This is a genomic window from Pseudohongiella sp. O18 (assembly GCF_021729085.1).
Taxonomy (GTDB): Bacteria; Pseudomonadota; Gammaproteobacteria; order Pseudomonadales; family Pseudohongiellaceae; genus Pseudohongiella.
Map to the genome: position 1 here is coordinate 1,393,869 of NZ_JAJSAR010000001.1, position 22,607 is coordinate 1,416,475.

17 protein-coding genes are annotated in these 22,607 nt (G+C 55.2%); 12 read left to right on the top strand and 5 right to left on the bottom strand.

Annotation, left to right across the window (positions count from 1 at the left end):
- Window positions 1–14 precede the first annotated feature (14 nt).
- Genes LVD14_RS06100 through LVD14_RS06110 form a run of 3 tightly spaced genes read left to right on the top strand, consistent with a single transcriptional unit; the run spans window position 15 to window position 3,779 of the window.
- Window positions 15–734 carry a DUF599 domain-containing protein gene (locus LVD14_RS06100; protein WP_237133144.1) on the top strand — a complete coding sequence of 240 codons (720 nt, stop codon included), beginning with the start codon at window positions 15–17 and terminating at the stop codon, window positions 732–734.
- A 35-nt stretch (window positions 735–769) separates the two neighbouring features.
- Complete coding sequence (locus LVD14_RS06105; RefSeq protein WP_237133145.1) at window positions 770–1,210, top strand: OsmC family protein; 441 nt, start codon at window positions 770–772, stop codon at window positions 1,208–1,210.
- Window positions 1,188–3,779: an EAL domain-containing protein gene (locus LVD14_RS06110; protein ID WP_237133146.1), complete on the top strand. Its 2,592-nt coding sequence runs from the start codon at window positions 1,188–1,190 to the stop codon at window positions 3,777–3,779. The genes LVD14_RS06105 and LVD14_RS06110 overlap by 23 nt, the downstream gene beginning before the upstream one ends.
- On the opposite strand, the gene LVD14_RS06115 is transcribed toward LVD14_RS06110, so the two are convergent.
- The gene (locus LVD14_RS06115) at window positions 3,742–4,914 is read right to left on the bottom strand and encodes a type III PLP-dependent enzyme (protein ID WP_237133147.1); all 1,173 of its coding nucleotides are present in this window, start codon (window positions 4,912–4,914) and stop codon (window positions 3,742–3,744) included. The genes LVD14_RS06110 and LVD14_RS06115 overlap by 38 nt on opposite strands.
- 200 nt (window positions 4,915–5,114) lie before the next feature.
- Between LVD14_RS06115 and LVD14_RS06120 the strand changes: the two genes are divergently transcribed.
- On the top strand, window positions 5,115–6,062 hold the full coding sequence (locus LVD14_RS06120) for an FkbM family methyltransferase (protein WP_237133148.1): 948 nt from the start codon (window positions 5,115–5,117) through the stop codon (window positions 6,060–6,062).
- Between the two features lie 102 nt (window positions 6,063–6,164).
- Here the strand turns inward: LVD14_RS06120 and ppdK are convergent, their stop codons facing one another.
- From ppdK to LVD14_RS06135, 3 genes are all read right to left on the bottom strand, one after another.
- On the bottom strand, window positions 6,165–8,897 hold the full coding sequence (gene ppdK, locus LVD14_RS06125; protein ID WP_237133149.1) for a pyruvate, phosphate dikinase: 2,733 nt from the start codon (window positions 8,895–8,897) through the stop codon (window positions 6,165–6,167).
- Between the two features lie 285 nt (window positions 8,898–9,182).
- Complete coding sequence (locus LVD14_RS06130; RefSeq protein WP_237133150.1) at window positions 9,183–9,947, bottom strand: slipin family protein; 765 nt, start codon at window positions 9,945–9,947, stop codon at window positions 9,183–9,185.
- Window positions 9,948–9,959: 12 nt separating this feature from the next.
- On the bottom strand, window positions 9,960–11,261 hold the full coding sequence (locus LVD14_RS06135) for an NfeD family protein (RefSeq protein ID WP_237133151.1): 1,302 nt from the start codon (window positions 11,259–11,261) through the stop codon (window positions 9,960–9,962).
- A 488-nt stretch (window positions 11,262–11,749) separates the two neighbouring features.
- On the opposite strand from LVD14_RS06135, the gene LVD14_RS06140 reads away from it, so the two are divergent.
- The 6 genes from LVD14_RS06140 (at window position 11,750) to LVD14_RS06165 (ending at window position 18,977) form a co-directional block, all read left to right on the top strand.
- A complete protein-coding gene (locus LVD14_RS06140) occupies window positions 11,750–12,709 on the top strand; it encodes a hypothetical protein (protein WP_237133152.1) in 960 nt (319 codons plus the stop codon).
- Window positions 12,710–13,023: 314 nt separating this feature from the next.
- Window positions 13,024–13,887: a redoxin domain-containing protein gene (locus LVD14_RS06145; RefSeq protein ID WP_237133153.1), complete on the top strand. Its 864-nt coding sequence runs from the start codon at window positions 13,024–13,026 to the stop codon at window positions 13,885–13,887.
- 221 nt (window positions 13,888–14,108) lie between these two features.
- A complete protein-coding gene (locus tag LVD14_RS06150) occupies window positions 14,109–15,065 on the top strand; it encodes a hypothetical protein (RefSeq protein WP_237133154.1) in 957 nt (318 codons plus the stop codon).
- A gap of 167 nt (window positions 15,066–15,232) precedes the next feature.
- Window positions 15,233–16,195 carry a hypothetical protein gene (locus LVD14_RS06155; RefSeq protein ID WP_237133155.1) on the top strand — a complete coding sequence of 321 codons (963 nt, stop codon included), beginning with the start codon at window positions 15,233–15,235 and terminating at the stop codon, window positions 16,193–16,195.
- A 121-nt stretch (window positions 16,196–16,316) separates the two neighbouring features.
- Window positions 16,317–17,426, top strand: a complete 1,110-nt coding sequence (locus tag LVD14_RS06160) for an NADH:flavin oxidoreductase (RefSeq protein WP_237133156.1) — start codon at window positions 16,317–16,319, stop codon at window positions 17,424–17,426.
- A 21-nt stretch (window positions 17,427–17,447) separates the two neighbouring features.
- Entirely contained in the window at window positions 17,448–18,977 is a 1,530-nt protein-coding gene (locus tag LVD14_RS06165; protein WP_237133157.1) for a BCCT family transporter, read from the top strand.
- Here LVD14_RS06165 and rlmKL read toward each other — a convergent pair.
- Window positions 18,963–21,152 carry a bifunctional 23S rRNA (guanine(2069)-N(7))-methyltransferase RlmK/23S rRNA (guanine(2445)-N(2))-methyltransferase RlmL gene (gene rlmKL, locus LVD14_RS06170; protein ID WP_237133158.1) on the bottom strand — a complete coding sequence of 730 codons (2,190 nt, stop codon included), beginning with the start codon at window positions 21,150–21,152 and terminating at the stop codon, window positions 18,963–18,965. The two genes, LVD14_RS06165 and rlmKL, sit on opposite strands and share 15 nt — an antisense overlap.
- A gap of 39 nt (window positions 21,153–21,191) precedes the next feature.
- On the opposite strand from rlmKL, the gene LVD14_RS06175 reads away from it, so the two are divergent.
- Together LVD14_RS06175 and LVD14_RS06180 are read left to right on the top strand one after the other, a co-directional pair.
- Window positions 21,192–22,067 (top strand): 23S rRNA (adenine(2030)-N(6))-methyltransferase RlmJ, encoded by an 876-nt coding sequence (locus LVD14_RS06175; RefSeq protein ID WP_237133159.1) that lies wholly within the window; start codon window positions 21,192–21,194, stop codon window positions 22,065–22,067.
- Between the two features lie 22 nt (window positions 22,068–22,089).
- The gene (locus LVD14_RS06180) at window positions 22,090–22,602 is read left to right on the top strand and encodes a hypothetical protein (RefSeq protein WP_237133160.1); all 513 of its coding nucleotides are present in this window, start codon (window positions 22,090–22,092) and stop codon (window positions 22,600–22,602) included.
- The last annotated feature ends 5 nt before the right edge of the window (window positions 22,603–22,607 follow it).

Below are 22,607 nucleotides of genomic sequence, written 5' to 3' on the forward strand. Positions count from 1 at the left end.
GTGGCAACGGTGCCATGTCGACGGTGATTACGGAGTTTTTCAGCACCAATGTGATGGACGTCATCGCATTGGTGTTTTTTGTATCCTGCTTTAAAGGCTACCTGTACTACACGGGTCTGCGCAGCGCTGACACGCCCTGTCTGGCTTTTGCCATGCATCGCTTTCGCAAGCAGTGGATTCGCATGGCACTCACACGTGATAACCGCATCGCGGATACCAATATCGTCGCCAATCTGGAACGCAACGTATCGTTCTTTGCCTCGTCGTCTCTGCTGGTACTGGCCGGTCTGGTAACGCTCCTCAGTGCCTCAGACGCCGTGCTTGGCATACTGGCCGAGGTGCCTTTCTCTGACCCCACCAGTCGTGGCGAGTGGGAGGTCAAGGTGCTCGTTCTGATCACTCTGTTTGTCTACAGTTTCTTTAAGTTTACCTGGGCGCTGCGGCAGTACGGGCTGGTGTCCGTGATGATTGGCGGTGCTCCGGAACTGTCCCTGAAACCGTCGGCTGAGGAAATGTCGCGCCACGTCGACTCCATCTCCAAGATGTCATCCAAGGCTTCCGGCAACTTTAACAACGGGCTGAGAAGTTATTATTTTGCGATGGCGGCATTGGGCTGGTTTGTTAACGCCTGGCTATTCATCGCTTTATCGGCTCTTGTCGTATTTGTTTTGTATCGCCGGGAATTCAAGTCCGATACGCTGGGAATAATGATGGAGGATCTGCCGGAGAGCTGATATTCTCGCCCGGCCTTTCAGAGCGGAGTCATGCGATGAGCAGTTCCATTTCGGTCAAAATGCGCCTGCTGGAAAACTACGTCTTCGAAATAGATTTTGGCGAATTCGGAAACATTATCTCTGATGAACCGCCACCGATTGGTGACGGCGAAGGTCCGAGCCCATCTGCCATGCTGGCCGCGTCTGTTGCCAACTGTATGTCGGCCAGTCTGCTGTTTGCCTTGCGCAAGCAGAAAGAAGACCCTGGTGAGTTGCATGCCACCGTTACAGGAACCACCGAAAGGGTCGATAACTATCTCAGAATCACTTCGCTTGCTGTTACGCTGAAACTTGGCAAGGCGGCAAGCGAGTACCGGTCGCTGGACAAGGTGTTGCCAGTGTTTGAAAACTATTGTGTGGTCACGCAGAGCGTCAAGCGTGGTATCCCCGTAACGGTCGACATACAGGACGCCGATGGTGAAAAAGTGGTGGTCTGAGTTCCGTTCGATGCTCAATGATCGAACCTTGCTGCTGTCGTGGCTGGCCCTGGCGCTACTGGTGCTGGGGCTGCATGTGTATGCGGAACTGCGATTAATCCAACAGCGTGAGCTGGCCCAGCGCGAAACCCTGACTGACCGTTTAAGCGTCGTGCGCTATCAACTTGAAAGCACGCTGACCAATAACCTGTCCCTGGTAAATGGTCTTGCCGCATTCATCTCAGCCTATCCAGAGTACACATCCCTTCAATTTGAAACCTATGCCAGAACGATCATGGCGCGTGAGTCGAGTCTGGTCAATCTGGCGGTGGCTCCCGACCTGGTGGTCACACACGTTTATCCCCTGGCTGGCAATGAGGCAGTCATCGGGCTGGACTATCGCCAGCAGATGGATCAGCGCGATGCCGTGCTGCGGGTTGTGCGTGGCGGCGCCATGGTGATCGCCGGGCCAGTCAATCTGGTGCAGGGTGGTGTTGCATTCATCGGTCGTGCGCCGGTTTATGTCCAGGATGGCGGTGGCCAGCGGCTGTGGGGCATCGTTTCGGCGCCGATACTGGCTGATGCCATTTACGAACAGGCGGGCCTGAACAACCCCACGCCGGGCATGCAGCTGGCGATTCGCGGCAACGACGGATTTACCTCCAGTGAGCCCTTCTGGGGTGAATCGATGGTGTTTAACCGTAATGATGCGGTGATCGTTCCTATCGTCGCCGGAGGCAGCCGCTGGGAACTGGCGTCCATACCCACACGTCCTGCTGTCAGCGGCACCGAGATTTCAGCCTTGCGCGCGGCCAGCGTACTGATATTCCTGCTGCTTTCCGTGTTCCTGATTCTGCGTCACCGTCATGCCGTACAAAATCAGGAGCTGCGTAATATCATTTTCAGTAACGAGCGCTTTCTGCGCGCAGTAGAAAATGTGTCCCGAGTCGGTGGGTGGTGCTGGACCGGCAGCGTCTTCACTGAGTTGTCTACTCGTACCTGTGAATTGATGGAACTGCCCGATGACAGAAATGAAGTCGACATGGATACTTTCTGTCATACGCTGGATCGCACCAGTCAGCAAAGCCTGCTGCACTATCTGAATTCGGCACTGCAGCTGGGGCACCGGCTGGATCAGGAGCTGGAAGTGCACCGCAAGGATGGAGAAGTGCTGTGGTATCAGATAAAGGCTGAGGTTGCCCAGCTGGATGGTAACGAGCGCGTACTGCTGGGCGCGGTACAGGATGTCACGCAGCAGAAAAAGGTAGACCAGCTGGTTGAGTATCAGGCCAACTATGACATGCTCACTGAGCTGCCCAACCGATCGCTGTTTATTGACCGACTGGAAAACGCCCTGCTTCAGGCGCAGCGCCGAAGCACGCGGATCGCTGTCCTGTTTATTGATCTCGACAACTTCAAATCTGTAAACGACAACCTGGGACATGATGCGGGAGACGAACTTCTGGTCGAAGCGGCACGTCGCATTAAGTCCTGTGTGCGGGCCGAGGATACGGTCGCCAGGCACAGCGGCGATGAATTTGTGGCGCTGCTGGTGGACGTATTCTCAACCTCGGTGGTGTCCCGCGTGGCGGACAAGATGGTCGCCAGCATGCGCAAGCCGTTCAACATTGACGAACGACAGATCTATTGCAGTGTCAGTATTGGTGTCTCGTTTTACCCGGATGATGGTGAAGATGCTGACACGCTGGTGATCAAAGCCGATCAGGCAATGTACGAAGTCAAAAAATCGGGTCGCAATTCCTGGCAGTTTTATACTGTTGCCATGCAGCTGGAGTCTGAACAGAAGCACCGTATGTTTAACGAGCTGGTGGCTGCGATCGATAATGACGAGCTGGAAGTGTTCTATCAGCCCGTTGTTGATGCGGACAGCGGAGTTGTAAGCGGCTGCGAGGCACTGGTGCGCTGGCAACGGGATGATGGTAATTGGGTGACCCCTGGCGCTTTTATTACAATTGCCGAAGAGCGGGGCCTGATAAACCGTATAGACCTGCTAGTACTTCGCAAATCACTGAAATTCATTCGCGAACTCAACAGCCAGCTGGGCAGGGCTGTGAGCCTGTCTGTCAATGTATCTCCGAGACTGTTGCACATGCGCGATGACGACGCGCAGGACTGGCTGCGAGAGTTGCAGATGAGCCACAATGTCGCGGTGACAATCGAGATTACCGAGCGCGTGCTGGTAGACGAAACCTCTGGCGTCAGCAAAGTACTGGCTGAGATCGACAGAGCCGGTGTGCGCATTGCCATTGATGATTTTGGTACTGGTTATTCCGGTTTGAGTTACTTTAGCCGCTTCCCGGTTTCATCTGTCAAAATCGATCGATCCTTTGTCAAGAATCTGGAAAGCAGTGCCACAGAAACCACTCTGGTGGAAACTATTCTGCTGATGGCCTCCAAGCTGGGTATCAAGGTGGTTGCTGAAGGGGTTGAGACGGAGTCGCAGGCGGCGTTTTTAAGAAACCACCGCTGCGACTACCTGCAGGGATATCACATTTCGCCGCCGTTGCCAGGCGACGACTTCAGTGAATTTGTCAGACGAAATACGAGCGCAGTGGCGGAAATCCATTAAACTCCACCGAGCTGTAGCTCGTCGTGTAGGCGCCGGTCGAGAACCAGTACATACGATCGCCGGTTGCCAGGTTCAGAGGCAGCTCGTACTTGTACTGCTCGTACATGATGTCAGCGCTGTCGCAGGTCGGGCCGGCGATAATCACTTCTTCGGCCTCACCACCTTTCTCGGTATAAATCGGGAACTTGATGGCTTCATCCAGCGTCTCGATCAGCCCCGAGAACTTGCCGACATCGGTAAAAATCCAGCGGTGCAGGGCGGTGTGAGACTTGCGTGAAATCAGCACCACCTCAGACACCAGAATACCCGAGTTGGAGATCAGTGAACGACCTGGCTCCAGAATGATTTCCGGGAACTCATCACCAAAGTCTTCGGTAATAAAACGGGTAATTTCTTCGGCGTAGGTGGGCAGCGTGTTCGCCCGCATGATGTAGTTGGCCGGGAACCCACCGCCGAGGTTGATCATCTTCAGCACGATGCCATCTTCTTCGCGCAGACGCTCGAAGATCACTTTGACCTTGGCAATTGCCGCATCCCAGACACCGATGTCGCGCTGCTGCGAACCGACGTGGAAGGATATGCCATAGGGCTCGAGACCCAGCTCGCGGGCCAGGATCAACAGATCGATCGCCATATCGGTATGGCAGCCAAACTTGCGTGACAAGGGCCAATCGGCGGTATGGCTGCCTTCAGTCAGGATGCGGACGTATACCCGCGAGCCTGGAGCGGCGCGCGCGATGTTGCGCAGGTCAGCTTCCGAGTCGGTGGCGTACATACGCACACCTTTCTCGTAGAAGTATCGGATGTCTTTGCTTTTCTTGATGGTGTTGCCATAGCTGCAACGGTCTGCAGACACGCCCAGATTCAGCAGCTTGTCCAGCTCGTAAATGGACGCCACGTCAAAGTTGGAACCCTTGTCACGCAGCAAAGTCAGGATCTCGGGGGCCGGATTGGCCTTGACCGCATAATAAACCGAAGCGTAAGGGAAAAACTCACATAAAGTGTCGTAATGCTCACTGATCGTTTGCAGGTCAATCACCACAAAGGGTGTTTCCTTGGTGTCAGCCAGTGCTTTCATGCGCTGGAATGTTTCGGGCGGGTAAAAATCGACAACTTTGGTGAGTTCAGTGCTCATGCTGGGTTCATTCTCCTTCAGCCGTGGCAGGGGTGATGTCGCGCATTGTAGCAAAGGCCACTCAGCGGTAAAACGCCGATTTTAGATATCCCCCAAATTGGGCTGTTTTTCATGGATCAAACCCGTATCATGCACCATCGTGTTGTATTGTGCACAGAGTGGCGCAGAGCAAGAACAATGAGTACAGGGAGAAAGTTTGTATGGCGCTGTTCGATAGTTTGGGGCGCTGGCTGTGGAAGCGCCAGGGCAGCCATCGGCAGTGGTATAGACCACTGTTCAAGCGGCTGTCACGTCGCGCTGATGCTGATTATCCGTTTCAGGCGGATTTTTTCGGGCTGCGTTACGATGGCAATCTGAACAACAACATCGATTATGCGGTGTACTACTTTGGTGCATTCGAGAAGCCTGTCCTGTTTTTCCTGCGCGATACATTGACCAGCCTTGTACCCGAAGGTGACCGCTGTTTTATAGATATCGGCGCCAATGTTGGGCAACACACGCTTTTTATGTCCAACCACGCCTGCCGCGTGCATGCTTTCGAGCCCTACCCGCCGGTGCGCGATGTGCTGGTATCACGGGTTCTGAACAATAGCATTGAAAACGTGTCTATCCATCCGGTCGGGCTCAGCGATGCAAACGCCTCGCTGCCATTTTATGCACCGACCGGGCGCAACAAGGGTATCGGCTCTTTTGACCAGAGCTCGGTCGCCAAGGGCAACCAGCCGATTGGCGAGCTGCAGTTGGTGAAAGGGGATGACTTTCTGGAAACGCTGGAACTGGAAAAGGTCCACCTGATCAAGATGGATGTGGAGGGTTTCGAGAAGCCAGCACTGCGGGGGCTGTCACAAACGCTGGCAAAGCACCGCCCCGTGGTCGTATTTGAACTGACCTATGATGGTGAGCTGTCCTTCAAATCCATGGAGGATGTTCTGGAGACACTGCCGGCTGACTACGAGCTGTATTCCTTTGTGAGCCGAGATGCCAATGGGCGGCGGGCGAGATCGCGTAATGCGCGCGCTCGGGTGACTGGTGAGTATCAGCTTGCGCCCGTGACTGAGTGGCGCTCGACAGGGCAGGACGATCTGGTCGCAGTGCCCGCCGAAAGCCGTGAGGCGCTGGCAGGGGTTCTCAACCGGAAAAGCATCTGAACCATCTTTCAGCCACCCGCTTTCACCCACCCGGGATTCAGATGTAAAAAGGGCCGACCTGCTTTGGCGGGTCGGCCCTTTTTGAATGGCTCTTTGGGCGATTTACGCGGAGCGCAGAGCTGCTTGCGCCGCAGCCAGACGGGCGATCGGTACACGGGGTGGCGAACAGCTGACGTAGTTCAATCCCAGGTTGTGGCAGAAATCGATCGAGTCAGGATCGCCGGCGTGCTCACCGCAGATACCCAGCTTAAGGTCTTTGCGTGTCTTGAGTCCATTGGCGACAGCAAACTGCATCAATTTGCCCACACCGGTCTTGTCGAGGCTGGCAAACGGGTTCTTGGAGTAGATTTCCTTTTGCTGGTACTCGTCGTAGAACATGCCCATGTCGTCGCGGCTCAGGCCCAGTGTGGTCTGAGTCAGGTCGTTGGTGCCAAAGCTGAAGAATTCGGCGTGTTCGGCAATTTCGTCTGCTGTGATCGCAGCGCGTGGTACTTCGACCATGGTGCCAACCATATACTTGATCTTGATGCCTTTTTTCTTCATCACTTCGTCAGCGACACGACGCACGATGGATAGCTGGTCGGCCAGTTCCGCCTTGAAGCCTACCAGCGGGATCATGATCTCCGGGTGAACTTCGATGGCGTTTTTGCCGGTGCTGATTTCGGCGACGGCTTCGAAAATCGCCTGAACCTGCATTTCGGTAATTTCCGGATACAGGATACCCAGACGACAGCCGCGGCAGCCCAGCATGGGGTTTTCTTCATGCAGCGCCTTGATGCGGTCAATTACAAATTCCAGTGGCAGACCCAGTTTGTCAGCCAGCTGACGGCGCACCGCGTCATCCTGTGGCAGGAACTCGTGCAGCGGTGGATCCAGGAGACGGATGGTCACAGGACGGCCAGCCATGGCCTTGAACAGGCCCACGAAGTCTTTCTTCTGCATTGGCAGCAGTTTTTTCAGCGCTTCACGGCGCTGCACACCATCGACAGCCAGAATCATCTGACGCATATCATCGATGCGGCTGCCTTCAAAGAACATGTGCTCCGTGCGGCACAGACCAATACCTTCGGCGCCAAACGCTACGGCCTGCTGTGCCATGGCGGGCGTATCGGCATTGGTGCGGATACGCAGGCGACGATATTTGTCTGACCAGTCCATGACCGTCTGGAACAGCTCATAGGTGTAGCTTTGAGAGGGCTTCAGGGTGCCTTCCAGTACACGCTTGACCTCGGAGTCCGCGCTTTCGATCAGACCCTTGTACACTGAGCCAGTGGTGCCGTTGATGGAGATGTAGTCACCTTCCTTCAGCACGATACCGTTGGCAGTCAGCGTTTTCTTTTCGTAGTTGATGGTGATGTCACCAGCACCACAGACGCAGACCTTGCCCAGCTGGCGGGCAACCAGCGCCGCGTGCGAGGATACGCCGCCGCGGGTGGTCAGAATGCCCTGGGAGTGCAGCATGCCCTTGAGGTCATCCGGGGAGGTTTCGGATCGGCACAGGATCACTTTATTGCCTTTGCGGGCTTCGACCTCAGCCTGCGCGGCGGTGAAGGCGATGCGACCGGTGGCGGCACCAGGTCCCGCTGGCAGGCCCTTGCAGATTAACTGCGCGGCTTTTTGTGCTTTTTCGTCGAACACCGGCACCAGCAGGGTATCAACCGACTCGGCCGGGATTTTCAGCAGTGCGGTTTTCTGGTCGATCAGCTTTTCTTTGTTCATTTCCACGGCGATACGAATCGCAGCCAGGCCCGTGCGCTTGCCGTTGCGGGTCTGCAGAATGAACAGGCGGCCATTTTCGATGGTAAATTCGAAGTCCTGCATGTCCTTGAAGTGTTTTTCCAGGCGTGCGCGGACTTTCTCCAGGTCGGCAAAATTCTTGGGCAGCTCCTGGGCCATGGCGGCGATGGCCTTGGGTGTGCGGACGCCGGCAACTACGTCTTCGCCCTGGGCATTGGTCAGGTATTCGCCGTAAAACACTTTCTCGCCAGTCGCCGGGTCGCGCGTGAAGGCCACGCCAGTGCCGCTGTCGTCGCCGGCATTACCAAACACCATGGCCTGTACGTTAACAGCCGTGCCCCATTCTGCCGGAATGCCGTATTGCTGACGGTAGAGAATGGCGCGATCATTTTTCCATGAGCCAAACACGGCGCCCACCGCGCCCCACAGTTGCTCGTAGACATCCTGCGGGAAGCTCTTGCCAGTCTGTTTGCTGATCAGGAGCTTGTAGCGCTCAACCAGCTGCTTCAGTTCGTCGGCAGTCAGCTCATTGTCCAGCTCTTTGCCGAGCGACTTTTTAAGGTCGTCCAGCAGGGCGTGGAAAGGATCTTCGGATTCTTCATTGGCTGCCTGGACACCCATGACAACATCGCCATACATCTGAATGAAACGGCGGTAGCAGTCCCATGCGAAGCGCGGGTTGCCGGAAATGTTGGACAGACCTTCGACGGTTTCGTCGTTCAGACCCAGGTTCAGGATGGTGTCCATCATGCCGGGCATGGAGTCGCGGGCGCCTGAGCGAACAGATACCAGCAGCGGGTTGTCGCGACTGCCGAATTCACGCTTCATCTGCTTTTCAACCAGATTGATGGCGTTTTTGACGTCTTTGCTCAGCGTCTTGGGGTAGCTTCGCTCGTGAGCATAAAAATAGGTGCAGACCTCTGTGCTGATGGTAAAGCCGGGTGGAACGGGCAGGCCAATAGCGGCCATTTCCGCCAGATTGGCGCCTTTGCCGCCGAGCAGCTCGCGCATTTTGGCATTGCCGTCTGTCTGGCTACCGAAGTTGAAGACGTATTGAGTGTTTTTCTTGGTTTTGCTGGTATCAGATGTCTGTTTCATGTTTCCCGGATTCTTAGTCAGCAGTTGGAGTCTCAGCAGTTGCTAATCAGAGGTGTGCCATCCATGTCGGCAAGGTGCGGAAGAATATAGTAATTAGCCGCTAAAATCCAGCGTGCAGTCCACACAGTTGCGTTGAAATTGCAGACAACTGTCGTTAACTGGCAGGGATTTCTCAGTATCTGCGGGATTGTGTAGTAATACTACATAATGAGCCGGTTTCAATTGAACATCTATTCTGCCGCAGAGCCCTGACTGTCAGGGCCTGCAGAGGGCGTGTTTCCTGATTTACTCTTTGCCAGGTTTGTTGCCGGTCATGCGATTAAGGGATTCCAGCAGGTTCATCGGTAGCGGGAATACAATAGTCGAATTCTGTTCGCCGGCAATTTCTGTCAATGTCTGCAAATACCTCAGTTGAATTGATTCTGGCTGCGAGGCCAGCTGGCGGGCGGCTTCGACCAGTTTCTGGGAGGCTTCGAATTCGCCGGCGGCATGAATGACCTTGGCACGCCGGGAGCGTTCTGCCTCTGCCTGCTGGGCAATGGCGCGGATCATGCTCTCATCTATATCTACATGCTTGATTTCGACATTGGACACTTTGATGCCCCAGTCGTCTGTCTGCTGATCCAGAATGTCCTGAATGTCGGCATTCATGCGTTCGCGCTCGGACAGCAGTTCGTCAAGCTCATGCTGGCCCAGCACGGAGCGCAGTGTGGTCTGGGCCAGCTGGCCGGTGGCTTCCATAAAGTCTTCAACGTTGATGATGGCTTTCTGGGGGTCGGTCACCCTGAAGTACAGTACCGCATTGACCTTGACGGAGACGTTGTCGCGCGTGATCAGATCCTGTGAGGGAATGTCCCAGACTGCTGTGCGCAGGCTCACTTTTTCCATTTGCTGAATGATGGGGATGACCATGATCAGGCCCGGGCCTTTGACCTTGTGAAAACGGCCTAGCATGAAGATCACGCCGCGCTCATACTCCTTGAGAATGCGGAAGGTGCTGAAAAGCAGGCCGAGAAAAATGGCAATGAGTGCCATGCTGAATACTTCCATGATGATGCCTCCTTAATGCTGGTTCGAATGTGAGTCGTTGGGCGCTGACTGCGCCGCACTGACGTGTAGTGTTAGCCCATCAACGTGATCAATATGCAATTGATCTCCTTTGCGCACTGGCGTTCTGCTGACCGCCTGCCATATCTCACCGTGGAGCTGGACGTGCCCGCGCGTCTCGAAATCTTCGCGGGCAACGGCCAGCTCGCCGGTCATCGCTTCCACGCCAGTGGTTACTTTTGCGTGGCGCGCCTTGAGGGCGGCGCCGAGTACAAAAACGACCAGCGCGCCGGTGCTGACAGTGACGGCGGCTACCAGTGACAGCGATATCTGCCAGGCCGGGTCATTGGTGTCCATCAGCATGACGGAACCGATTGCAAAGGCAATCACACCCCCAACCCCGGCCACACCAAAGGTGGGTGTGATCACCTCGAAGGCCATCATGGCGATCCCGATCACGATCAGTGCCAGCCCCGCGTAACTGATCGGCAGCAGTTGCAGGGCGTAGGCGCCAACCAGCAGGCTGATGATGCCAATGGTGCCAGCGATGCCGCCGCCGGGGTTGTAAAACTCCAGTATCAGGCCGTAGACACCGACCATCAGCAGGATATAGGCAATATTGGGATTGGTGATAATGCTGAGGAAGTCGTATCGCCAGTTGGTATCGATTGTCTCGACTGCTGCGCCCTGCGTATTCAGGGTAACCTGGCCGGCTTCTGTTTCGATATTCAGACCGTCCAGTTGTGCCAGCAGCTGCTGCTGGTCATCGGCAATCAGATCGATCACGCCCAGTTGCAGCGCTTCGGTGGCATTGATGTTGGCCGCGTCAGTCACTGTCTGGCGAGCCCAATCCACATTTCGTCCACGCAATTCGGCAAGGCCTGCCAGGTAAGCAGCTGCATCGTTGATTATCTTATCGTCCAGGTCTTCTCCCGGGCCGCTGGCGGAGACTGGCGTGGACGAACCAACATTGGTCGCATTACTCATCGCAGCGACGTGGCTGGCCATCAGGATATAGGTGCCTGCACTGGCAGCCCGCGCGCCGGATGGCGAAACCCAGGTGACCACTGGGACCCGTGATGCGAGAATCTCGCTGACCATGTTGCGCATGGCCGCATCCAGTCCTCCGGGAGTGTTTAGCTGTATGATCAGTAGTTGCGAGTTGCTTTCTGTCGCCTGGTCGATGGCGCTGATAATATGGTCTGCGCTGGCTGGGCCGACCGGCCCGTCCAGAGAAACCTGCATGATGCTTGCCCGGGCGCTGGTATCCTGTGCGTTGACAGGCTCGGTTTCAGCAAAAACGGCAACAAGGGCCATAATTGCTACTGAAGTGGCCAGCCAATGAAATATTCGGGCAGGATTGCGTGTTATAGTTCGCAGCATCAGCTCCTCCGCCGACCTTGCCTGAAAACACAGATTAATGATTGGCCTTCAGCGGCCGATAAATATTGTGTAGAGCCATCATACGCGTGGCTGAAGGGCAAGTCGACACGGGGCTGGTGACATGTCTACCATACCCGGAAACGCTTGATTGACAAGGGATGTAGCGAAATTACAGAGCGTATACTCGACACACTTTGTTGCAAAAATACAGTGGCAATCGTTGTACTACCGGAAAAAGTTGGTTTAGCATCGTCGTCAATGCTTAACACTGTAACCGATGCAGTTTGCAGAATTAAGACAGTCTTCAAGACTGATCATAAAAGCAAGAAAGAACGTATTGTGTAAGACAGTATGGCGGAAGATGTTGGCGGGAATGGTCCCGACAGACGTGCAACCGCTTAAACCTGCGGGAGGAATTCCTTATGAAAAAATTCACGATGACAGCATTGGCTGCGGCAGCAGCTGCAGTCAGCTTCCAGGCTTATGCCCAGGACGGCGTTGATCCGCTGACCCAGGTTGAGCCAGTAACTGCCGAGTGGTTCCACGACGGTTCCGAGCCGGACTACGTTGTTGACGTACCCAGCTTCACTGTTCCTGCCACTGGCGTGATCGACTACATCGACTCTGTAATTCCGCTGGAATTCGGCGAAGACAAGTGGGTGAAAGCTGTTCAGTTCATCCCAGGTGACAAGCGCGTTCTTCACCACCTGCTGTCCTACGTAGTTGCTGATACGCCTGACGCTGGCGACGGCATGCTGGACGAGACTGTAAACGACCCACGTCGTGAGTTCCTGGAAGGCTATGCGCCTGGTAAGGAGTACGCTACCGAGTTCCCCGAGAACACCGGTATCTACGTTCCTGAAGGTTCAGCGCTGCGCATGAGCATTCACTACACCTCTTTCGGCCAGGAAACTACTGACAGCACCCGTGTTGGTCTGTGGTTCGCCGACGAGAACAACGAGCCAGAGTATCAGTACCACACATACTCAGTGGCCACTCCGATGAATCAGATTCAGATTCCTGCGGGCGCCATGGAGCATGAGTCATCTGCAACTCACGTGTTCGAAGACGAGATCACTCTGTACGGTTTCCGTGCTCACATGCACTACCGTGGCAAGTCCATGGCAGCTCGCGTGATCTACCCGGACAACACTGAAGAAGAGATCATCAACGTAGCTAACTACAACTTCGCATGGCAGCCTACTTACCGTATGGAAGAGCCTATGGTTCTGCCTGCTGGTTCACGCGTAGTGGTTGAAGGCCTGTTCGACAACTCTGAATACAACCTGGGTGTACCGGATCCGACCGTTGACGCCATGGGTGGTCTGCAGAGCTGGGAAGAAATGTTCATCGGTTACTTCTCTTACACAACCAACGACTAATACGTTGATTGTAAGCAGTAACTGATAGAGCAGCACAACAACACCAGGGGCTGCTTCCCTGAGAAGCGGCCCCTTTTGTTTGTCAGTCCTATCTGGGTTTGCGCGGGCGACGTGATCCTTAAAAGCGCCTCAAGTTTGCGCCAGATTAAGATTCGGACAGGCAAACTGTAGTATCCTTGCCTATCTGCAATCCTGTAGTATTGTGATCAATAAGTTAACAAAACAATAATATGTTGCAGGGCGTTTCGTTAGTGACGTTTTTGACGCAAGTGTTCCGCAGAAATATCCAGAGAGAGAATGAGGGTTAGTTCACCATGAAAACATCAAAGTTGCTGGCGCTGTTCACAGTAGCGGCTGCCATCAGTTTCAACGCTCAAGCAGCGGATCGGGTTGGCGATTTCAATCTGATCGACGATACGGGCAAAGCCCACCAGCTGAGCAAGTATGCGTTCAATAAAGCAGTCGTGATCGTTTCCCAGCAGGCTGGCTGTACTGCCAACCAGGAAAACATCGCACGCTACAAGCAGCTGCGTACCAATTTCGACCACCGTGGCGTGAGCTTCCTGATGATGAATTCATCAGTGGCAGACGAGCGTGATGACATCCGTGCCGAGGAAGCAGTCTGGAATTATGACTTCCCGATCATGGATGACGACGCTCAGCTGGTAGCTGATGCCCTGGGTATCGATAAAGCCGGTCAGGTAGTTGTTGTGGATCCGGTTCGTATGAATGTCCTGTACCGTGGCCCGATGCCTGCTCAGTGGGCGCGTCACGAGCTGGGTACTGTGCTGGAAGCCATCCTGGCCGACGGCGCTGACAGCCGTCAGATGGAAACCGTAAACGTGGACTTCGAAACAGCTGAAGGCTGTGCACTTGAATTCCCGATGCGTGATCGTTACCAGGCAGAAGCGCCTGATTACGAAACTGAAGTTGCGCCAATCCTGATCGAGCGCTGCGTAGGTTGTCACGTTGAAGGCGGTATCGGTCCGTTCGCCATGAACAGCCACATGATGATTCAGGGCTGGAGCCCGATGATCAAAGAGGTTCTTATGACCAAGCGTATGCCTCCGATGCAGGTCGACCCCTCGGTTCGCACCTGGATCAACGCAGGCAACATGCCGGTTGAAGAACGTCAGATCCTCGTACACTGGATCAATGCTGGCTCACCGCGTAACTGATAACGCGCTGACAAGCATCAAAAAAAGCCGCCTTAGGGCGGCTTTTTTTTTGTGTTAAAGGACCCAAGAGGGCCGAAAGGGCCGGAGGGAATTAGCTTTCTAAACCCCTCCGTCCCTTTTCTGCTGGCCTATTGCTTTACTGGAATCTGTGGTTTAGAGTCGGCTTTAATGCAAGGTAGTTTGTGTGCAGAACACAAAATTCCCGCACGAGGACAAGGACAATGAGAATAAAAAGCCTGACCACTGCATTTGCGCTGGCTGCTGCCTGGGGAGTTCAGGCGCACGCAGGTGTAGACCCCCTGACACAGATTCAGCCACCGTCAAACGAATGGACCTACGACGGTTCCAATCCTGACCAGATTATCGAAGTGCCCAGCTTTACCGTGCCTGCCACTGGTGTTATCGACTACATCAACTCAGTGATTCCTCTCGAATTCGAAGAGGAAAAGTGGGTTAAGGCCGTGCAGTTCATTCCCGGCGACAAGCGCGTGCTGCACCATCTGTTGTCTTATGTTGTGGCCCATGATGGCCAAAACGAAGGCATGATTGATGAGGCATCCAACGACCCGCGCCGCGAGTTCCTCGAAGGCTATGCGCCTGGTAAGGAATATGCCACTGAATTCCCGGAAAATACTGGTATCAAAGTGCCTGTGGGCTCTGCGCTGCGCATGAGCATCCACTACACATCATTCGGCCAGGAAACTGTCGACAACACCCGTGTTGGTCTATGGTTCGCTGATGAGAATGACCAGCCGGAACTGGAATACCACACCTATTCAGTGTCCGCCAATGGCGCCGAGCGGCTGCACATTCCGCCGGGAGCCATGGAGCATGAAATGGCGGCCAGTCATGTGTTTGAGGACGCCATTGTCCTGCATGGTTTCCGTGCGCACATGCACTATCGCGGCAAATCCATGTCAGCCCGTGTGATTTATCCTGACAATACCCAGGAGCAGATCATCAACGTGGCCAACTATAACTTTGCCTGGCAGCCCACCTACCGCATGGACGAGCCGATGGTTCTGCCGGCAGGCTCCCGAGTGGTTGTGGAAGGTCTGTTTGACAACTCCGAGTACAACCCCGGTAACCCTGACCCGACCGTACCGGCCGTCGGTGGTCCCCAGAGCTGGGAAGAAATGTTTATTGGATACTTCTCGTATACAGACGTACCCAACTAAATCAATCGCTTAGCAAAGGAGTGGGGCGTGCTGTCAACCAGCGCGCCCCATTTTTTTGTGGTAACACTTTGTTGCAAAGCATTGATTTCAATGCTTGAGCTGCACTGTTTTGTGGCATAGGATCGAAGTTGAGTGATATTCCATTTCCAACGACAGGAGCAGTGACAATGAAAAAAACGAGTTTGACTGCTGCAATGCTGCTGGCCTCGAGCTGGGCAGTCGTAGCTGATGCGGGAGTTGACCCATTAACTCAGATACAGCCACCACAAAGTGAGTGGCAGTATAACGGGGCCGAGCCGGACGTTGTAATCGATGTCCCCAGCTTCACGGTGCCTGCCACAGGTGTTATCGACTATATCGACTCGGTAATTCCTCTGGAATTTGGCGAGGAGAAGTGGGTAAAAGCGGTTCAGTTTATCCCGGGTGACAAACGAGTTCTGCACCACTTGTTGTCCTATGTCGTCGCTGATGAACCCCAGGAAGAAGGCATGATCGACGAGGCGGTCAACGATCCGCGTCGTGAGTTCCTGGAAGGTTATGCGCCTGGTAAGGAATATGCCACCGAGTTTCCAGAAGGTACCGGTATTCGAGTGCCGGAGGATTCCGCGCTGCGCATGAGCATCCACTACACTTCATTCGGTCAGGAAACTGTCGACAACACCCGTGTTGGTCTGTGGTTCTATGAGGATGAAGAAGAGCCGAATCTGGAGTTCCACACGTACTCAGTCTCTCCCGGTAACCGTACTGAGAACATCGTGATTCCGCCTGGTGCCATGGAGCACGAAATGGCAGCAACTCACGTGTTTGAGGAAGACATCCTGCTGTACGGCTTCCGTGCGCACATGCACTACCGCGGCAAGTCCATGGCAGCCCGCGTGATCTATCCTGACAACACGCAGGAAGACATCATCAATGTTGCCAACTACAACTTTGCCTGGCAGCCCACTTACCGCATGGACGAGCCCATGGTCATTCCGGCTGGCTCGCGCGTAGTGGTAGAGGGTCTGTTTGACAACTCCGAGTACAACCCGGGTGTGCCTGATCCTACCGTAACTGCATACGGTGGCCTGCAGAGCTGGGAGGAGATGTTTATTGGTTACTTCTCCTACACGGATCTACCATCCGAGTAAGTTGTTGAAATCAGCCTGACCACCCGCTATGGTAGGCTGACTAAACAAGCAGTACGTATACAAAGGGGCTGCTTCCTGACAGGAGCGGCCCTTTTTGTTTTTAATTCACAGGAAAAGAAATATGTCGTCGAACGCTCCACTGGATGTTTTGCTGAAACCCTTCGAAAGCCCCAAACTGCAGTTGAAAAACCGCGTTGTCATGGCGCCGATGACGCGTCAGTTTTCGCCAGATGGTGTGCCACACCAGCTGGTGGTTGACTATTACCGGCGCCGCGCCGAAGGCGATGTTGGCCTTATCATCACTGAAGGGACTACGGTCGGTCACAAGGCCGCGTCATTTGACAGTAAGATCCCCAATTTTCACACAGACGAAGCATTGGCTGGCTGGAAACAGGTTGTGGATGCCGTCCACAAGGCTGGCGGTAAGATAGCTCCTCAGCTCTGGCATGTGGGTTGTGCGCGCAAGCCTGGCACCGGTCCGCATCCTGATTTCCCCAGCGCCACGCCGTCCGGATATGCGCTGCCCGGCAAAAAAGTGGGTGAGCCACTGACAACGGCCGAAATCGACAATATCGTCAAAGCCTTCGGCGAAGCCGGTGGCAACGCCAAAAAGCTGGGATTTGATGCGCTGGAAATTCACGGCGCACACGGCTACATGATTGATGATTTTCTGTGGGAAGGGCTGAATCAGCGCAGCGACCAGTACGGCGGTTCGCGCGCCAAACGCAGTCAGTTTGCGGTTGAGATCGTCCAGGCGATCCGTGCCGAGGTGGGCGAGGATTTCCCCATCATTTTCCGTTTCTCGCAGTGGAAACAGCAGGATTACAGCGCGCGACTGGCCGAAACACCTGAGCAGCTGGCAGAAGTGCTGCAACCAATCTCCGACGCCGGTGTCGATATCTTCCATTGCAGCCAGCGTCGTTTCTGGGAACCGGAGTTCGAAGGTTCCAGCATGAATCTGGCCGGCTGGACACGCCGCCTGCTTAACAAACCCACCATTACCGTCGGCAGTGTCAGCCTTAATGAAGAGTTTATTACAACCTTCCAGGGCGGTCAGGCCGATACAGCCGACATTCAGGAGCTGTTGCAGCGCCTGGATGCCGACGAGTTCGATCTGGTGGCCGTCGGTCGTGCCCTGATTGCCAACCCGAACTGGGTTCAATTGATCACCCAGGGCCAGGTCGAAAAACTGCAAACCTACGAAAAATCTTTGCTGGCGGAGCTGGTATAACTATCAACAGAGGAGGGCGGAATGTTTGAGCGTCTGGGCAACAAGCTGGGACTGAATGCGATACCGCAAATATTCGTCACGGCTGCCGCGATCGCGATTGTGTTTGTGGCGTTCGCCATTCCGTTCCATGAGCCGTTTGCATATGCCTTTGGTCTGGTGGGTGACTTCACCTTCCAGTATTTTGGCTGGTTTTACGTAGCAAGTGTGTCAGGGCTGTTGATTTTTCTGATCTGGATTGCCTTCAGCAAGTATGGCGGCATTCGCCTGGGTGCGGATGACGAAACCCCGCAGTACAGCACCGAGACCTGGTTTGCGATGCTGTTCGCCGCGGGTATCGGTACCATCCTGATGTTCTGGGGAGTGGCCGAACCGCTTTCGCACTTTGCCAACCCGCCCATGGCCGGTATTGAGCCACAAACGGTGGATGCCGCCAAACATGCCATGAATGTGGCGCTCTACCATTTCGGCCTGCACACCTGGACCATATTCACGCTGCCGGCCTTGGCGATTGCTTACTTCAGTTATCGCAAGAATCTTCCGATGCGTATCAGCAGCGTGTTTTATCCGGTGCTGGGGGATCGCATTTTCGGGCCGATTGGCTGGACCATCGATATCATTGCGCTGCTGGGCACGTTGTTTGGCGTGGCGGTGTCTGTTGGTCTGGGCACGCTGCAACTGAACAGCGGGCTTAATGTGGTGTTTGGTGTGCCGATCGGTGTGGTGTCGCAAATCGTCATCGTGGCCGTTATCACCATCATCGCCACTATCTCGGTAGCACTCGGGCTGGATCGGGGTATCAAGCGGCTTTCCGAAATCAACATTGTACTGGCACTGATCGTGATGCTGTTTGTGTGGCTGGCAGGCCCCACGCTATTCATCACCTCGGGCATTGTGCAGAATTTTGGCAATTACATGCAGAACCTGCCCTGGATGGCCTTCTGGACGGAGGCGTACCAGGGCACCAGCTGGCAGCAGAGCTGGACGGTGTTTTACTGGGCGTGGACAATTTCCTGGGCGCCGTATGTCGGTATTTTTATTGCGCGTATCTCACGCGGACGCACCATCAAGCAGTTTGTACTTGGCGCGCTGCTGGCGCCCATGGCATTCACGCTGGTGTGGTTCTCGGTGTTTGGCCTGGCGGCCATCGATCAGGAACTCAATCAGGGCATCGATCTGGTAACCCAGGTGGAGAATAACGTTGCCATTGCGCTGTTCGATTTCCTGGCAACTTTCCCGCTGCCGACGCTGATGTCGGGCATCAGTCTGATAGTGATCGTGGTTTTCCTGACAACCTCGGCCGACTCGGCCGCGCTGGTAGTGGATCAGCTGTCACGCAATGACATACAGCCCAGCCTGGTGCGACAGCGCATTTTCTGGACCTTCCTGCTGGGGGCAATTGCTGGCACGTTGATGCTGGGTGGTGGTCTGGATGCGCTGCAGAACGTGATCACCACGCTGGGTTTCCCATTCTGCGTCTTGCTGGTATTTATGGCTTACTCGCTGCGGCGATCGCTACACCAGGATCTGCAGGAGCTATCAGGCCCGCAGTAGCCAGGTCTGGTGTATGCGCGCGTTGCGGGCAAAGTCTTTGTCCAGGCTGCGCGCGGTGTAATCCTCGACCTTGTACTTTTCCGTGACCGACGGGTCCAGTTTGAAGCGGCGCATATTATTGGAAAAAATCAGCACGCCGCAAGGCCGCAGCCGCTGCATGCACTGTTCGATCAACGTGACATGGTCGCGCTGGATATCCAGCACGTTGCTGGTGCTTTTCGAGTTTGAGAAGGTTGGCGGATCCAGAAAGATCATGTCGAAACTCTGTCGACACTTTTGCAGATAGACCATGCAGTCCATCTCAACCAGTTCGTTCTGCCAGAGGTTCAATTCGTTCAGGGCCAGGTTACGACGTGCCCAGTTCAGATAGGTCTTGGACAGGTCCACGCTGACAGTTCGTTTGGCGCCGCCCAGCGCTGCCTGCACACTCACCGAGCCGGTATAGCAGAACAGATTAAGCACTTCCTTGTCTTTGGCGTGCTCATGTACGTAGCGACGAATGGGGCGATGATCCAGGAACAGGCCGGTGTCCAGATAACGGTGCAGGTTGACCAGCAATCTGGCCTCGCCCTCTCTGACAACGATATCTTCCGCATCCTGCTGCAGTGGCTGATACTGCTGCTTGCCTTTCTGCCGTTCGCGTACTTTGATGCTGACACGTGATGCGGGCAGCGACAGCACATGCTGCACGGCCAGCAATGCCTGACGCCGCCTCAGTGCGGCATCGGCCTCATTGACGGTGGCAGGCGGTTTGTATTCCTGCACGTGCGCATGGACCTGTTGCTGCTCGTCCACGTAGATATCAATGGCGAATGCAAACTCAGGAATGTCAGCGTCGTACAGCCGGTAATTTTCTATCTGCTGCTGACGCGCCCATCGGCCCAGGTTTTTCAGATTCTTGCGCAGTCGATTGGCCAGCATCTGGCCGCCGTCATCCAGTGCTGCTTCGGTGACCTGATTGGCACTGTCGACGGCCGGCGCTGAGCGTTGATAGATGGCATCATCATTGACCTTGAACAGCAGCAGTTTGGCAGGCAGCTGGCCGTTAAATAAAGCGTACTGGCGATGGCTGTGCATGCCCAGCAACTTGCCCCACTCGGGGCGTGCTGTGAAAACCGCCGCCTGCGCACCCATGGCATTGCGCTTGATCAGGCCACCAAGATCCTGGTAAAGCGCCATGACTTCGGCATCTTCCCCAAGGCGCTCTGCATAGGGTGGGTTGGTGATCAGCAGGGTCACCGGCATCTCCACAACCGCTTCCGAGACAGTATGCGAGCTGAACTCAATGTGATCCCATACTTCCGCACGCTCTGCATTGCGGCGCGCCATGCCCAGTGCACGCAAATCCTGGTCGCTGCCCAGCGCCTGACCTGCCCAGGTCCTGCCGGCATCGCGGCGCTGCTCAGCTTCATGGCGCACAGCGTCGATTGCATTTTTATCGTGATGTAGCCAGCGAGAGTAACCGTCTGCGCGCAGCAGGCCGGGAGCCACGTCCATGGCCATCAGTACTGCTTCAATGATCAGGGTGCCAGCGCCGCACATGGGGTCGTATATGACAGGCTGCGGTGTCTTAGCAAGCGCTGGCCAGCCGGCGCGAATCAGCAGCGCAGCGGCCAGAGTTTCTTTCATGGGTGCTTCACCCTGTTCAACCCGGTAGCCGCGACGGTGCAGACTGCCACTGGCCAGTTCGATGCCCAGCAAAACGCGGTCCTTTTTCAGAACTGCATGAATTCTAATGTCAGGCGACTGTTTGGCGACGTCCGGGCGTTGCTGACCCGATGCACGGAACTGGTCAACCACCGCATCCTTGACGCGCTGGGCAATGAACTGGGTGTGCCTGAGTTCGTGATTGGTACCGGAGGCGCTGATGGCAAAGCTGTGGTTTGCCTGCATGTGCTGCAGCCAGTCAATGCTGTCAGCAGCCTGGTAGAGTTGATCTGCATCGGACGCTGGCATATTCGCCAATAGCACAATGACCCGGTTGGCGATGCGTGAGTACATGGTGGCCCGATAGGCCGTCATCAGGTCGCCGGAAAAATACACGCCGGCCACCGTCTGGCGGATATCCTGGGCGCCCAGCGACTGCAGTTCATCCTGCAGCAGGGGTTCAAGGCTTTTGGCGCAGGTGGCAAACCAGGCGTAGGAGGCAGCGGAGGCGGTTTCGGGTGATCTCATAGCGGCGCATGATACTACGAATCCGGCGCCATTTACTCTATGATGCCGGTTTTTAACGCCAATCAATCCCGACTTGATGTTGAACCACTGATGCTCAGTTACCGTCACGCATTTCACGCTGGCAACCACGCCGATGTACTCAAGCACCTGGTGCTGCTGGCGCTGCTGCAGCAAATGCGCAAAAAGGACAAACCATTCTGTTGTATTGATACGCACAGCGGCGCAGGCTGGTATCGCCTTGACGACGACCAGGCGCGCAAAACCGGTGAGGCAAACACTGGCATTTTGCCACTGTGGGAGGCCTGGCGGCAGCATGGCTGTGATAACGCGTTGCTGCGTGATTATCTGGAGCTGGTGGCTGTCAGCAACCCAGTTGACGCCGGGGACGCGCCAGTTTATTACCCGGGTTCACCAGCGATTATCCAGTCTCAGCTGCGCGAAAATGATCGTGCACATTTGATGGAACTGCACACCACCGAGATTGACATTCTGCGCGAGAACATGGGGCGTGACGGGCGAGTGAGTATTCACCACCGCGATGGGTTTGAGGGCGCGGTAGGGCTGGTGCCGCCGGAGCCGAAACGTGGTCTGCTGCTGATGGATCCGGCCTATGAAGACAAGCGGGATTATCAGCAGGTCGTCAAAAGCCTGCTGAGTGTCAACCGGCGCTGGCATACGGGTGTGCTGGTGCTATGGTATCCAATGCTGGGCAAAACCCGCGACCGCAGTGAGTGGCTCAAGTCACAGCTGTGTCAGCAACTGGAAACGCACGTTGTTGAATGGGTAGTTGGCGAGCAGGCCGAGGAATTTGGCATGCATGGCTCGGGCATGCTGGTGGTGAATCCGCCGTGGCAATTCGACACAGTTATGGCAGATGCTCTGCAGGCGCTGCGTGATATGCTGAATAAAGTTTGATCAGTTCAGGAGTAGGTTATCCATGTTTGTAATCGCATCAAAGCGTCGCCTGGCGCCTGTCTGTATTGCCGCGGCATTGATGGCGGGCTACGCTTCAGCGCAGGAAACTGATGCCAGTGAGTCAGCAGTTGCTGCAGCTGATCCGATTGTTGCCGGTATCGACTATAGCGGCACCGGACTGTTGCTCGACGAAGTACACAGTGGTGCGCTGAACAGCGATCATCCCATGATGAGTGACGGGACTCACGCTGACTGTTTCCAGTTCGAGGCTACAGAGGGGCAGTCGTACAGCTTTACGCTGCGCTCATCGGACTTCGACAGTTATCTGCTGATTGGCGTGGGTTACTGCCAGGACGTGCTGCTGCAGCATGAGAATGACGACTTCGAGGACGGCACCACGGACTCGCAGATCGTGCTGACGGCGACCTATCCGTTTTACTCGGTCTACGTTAACACCTTTGAGCCCGCAGCGACGGGCGACTACACACTGCATGTAGAGCAGGTGGATAGCGCCGCCGCCGTGGCTGCTGAGTAAGCTCA

Excerpts from the sequence above, each read along its gene's own strand:
- LVD14_RS06135 (WP_237133151.1), bottom strand. The coding sequence starts at position 11,261 with ATGGCCCTTGTTGCCGTTTTTGCTGAAACCGAGCCTGTCAACGCACAG.
- LVD14_RS06180 (WP_237133160.1), top strand. The coding sequence starts at position 22,090 with ATGTTTGTAATCGCATCAAAGCGTCGCCTGGCGCCTGTCTGTATTGCC.
- rlmKL (WP_237133158.1), bottom strand. The coding sequence starts at position 21,152 with ATGAGATCACCCGAAACCGCCTCCGCTGCCTCCTACGCCTGGTTTGCC.
- LVD14_RS06145 (WP_237133153.1), top strand. The coding sequence starts at position 13,024 with ATGAAAACATCAAAGTTGCTGGCGCTGTTCACAGTAGCGGCTGCCATC.
- LVD14_RS06105 (WP_237133145.1), top strand. The coding sequence starts at position 770 with ATGAGCAGTTCCATTTCGGTCAAAATGCGCCTGCTGGAAAACTACGTC.
- LVD14_RS06160 (WP_237133156.1), top strand. The coding sequence starts at position 16,317 with ATGTCGTCGAACGCTCCACTGGATGTTTTGCTGAAACCCTTCGAAAGC.
- LVD14_RS06140 (WP_237133152.1), top strand. The coding sequence starts at position 11,750 with ATGAAAAAATTCACGATGACAGCATTGGCTGCGGCAGCAGCTGCAGTC.
- LVD14_RS06115 (WP_237133147.1), bottom strand. The coding sequence starts at position 4,914 with ATGAGCACTGAACTCACCAAAGTTGTCGATTTTTACCCGCCCGAAACA.
- LVD14_RS06175 (WP_237133159.1), top strand. The coding sequence starts at position 21,192 with ATGATGCCGGTTTTTAACGCCAATCAATCCCGACTTGATGTTGAACCA.
- LVD14_RS06150 (WP_237133154.1), top strand. The coding sequence starts at position 14,109 with ATGAGAATAAAAAGCCTGACCACTGCATTTGCGCTGGCTGCTGCCTGG.
- LVD14_RS06155 (WP_237133155.1), top strand. The coding sequence starts at position 15,233 with ATGAAAAAAACGAGTTTGACTGCTGCAATGCTGCTGGCCTCGAGCTGG.
- LVD14_RS06165 (WP_237133157.1), top strand. The coding sequence starts at position 17,448 with ATGTTTGAGCGTCTGGGCAACAAGCTGGGACTGAATGCGATACCGCAA.
- LVD14_RS06120 (WP_237133148.1), top strand. The coding sequence starts at position 5,115 with ATGGCGCTGTTCGATAGTTTGGGGCGCTGGCTGTGGAAGCGCCAGGGC.
- LVD14_RS06100 (WP_237133144.1), top strand. The coding sequence starts at position 15 with ATGTCGACGGTGATTACGGAGTTTTTCAGCACCAATGTGATGGACGTC.
- LVD14_RS06130 (WP_237133150.1), bottom strand. The coding sequence starts at position 9,947 with ATGGAAGTATTCAGCATGGCACTCATTGCCATTTTTCTCGGCCTGCTT.
- ppdK (WP_237133149.1), bottom strand. The coding sequence starts at position 8,897 with ATGAAACAGACATCTGATACCAGCAAAACCAAGAAAAACACTCAATAC.
- LVD14_RS06110 (WP_237133146.1), top strand. The coding sequence starts at position 1,188 with ATGGTGAAAAAGTGGTGGTCTGAGTTCCGTTCGATGCTCAATGATCGA.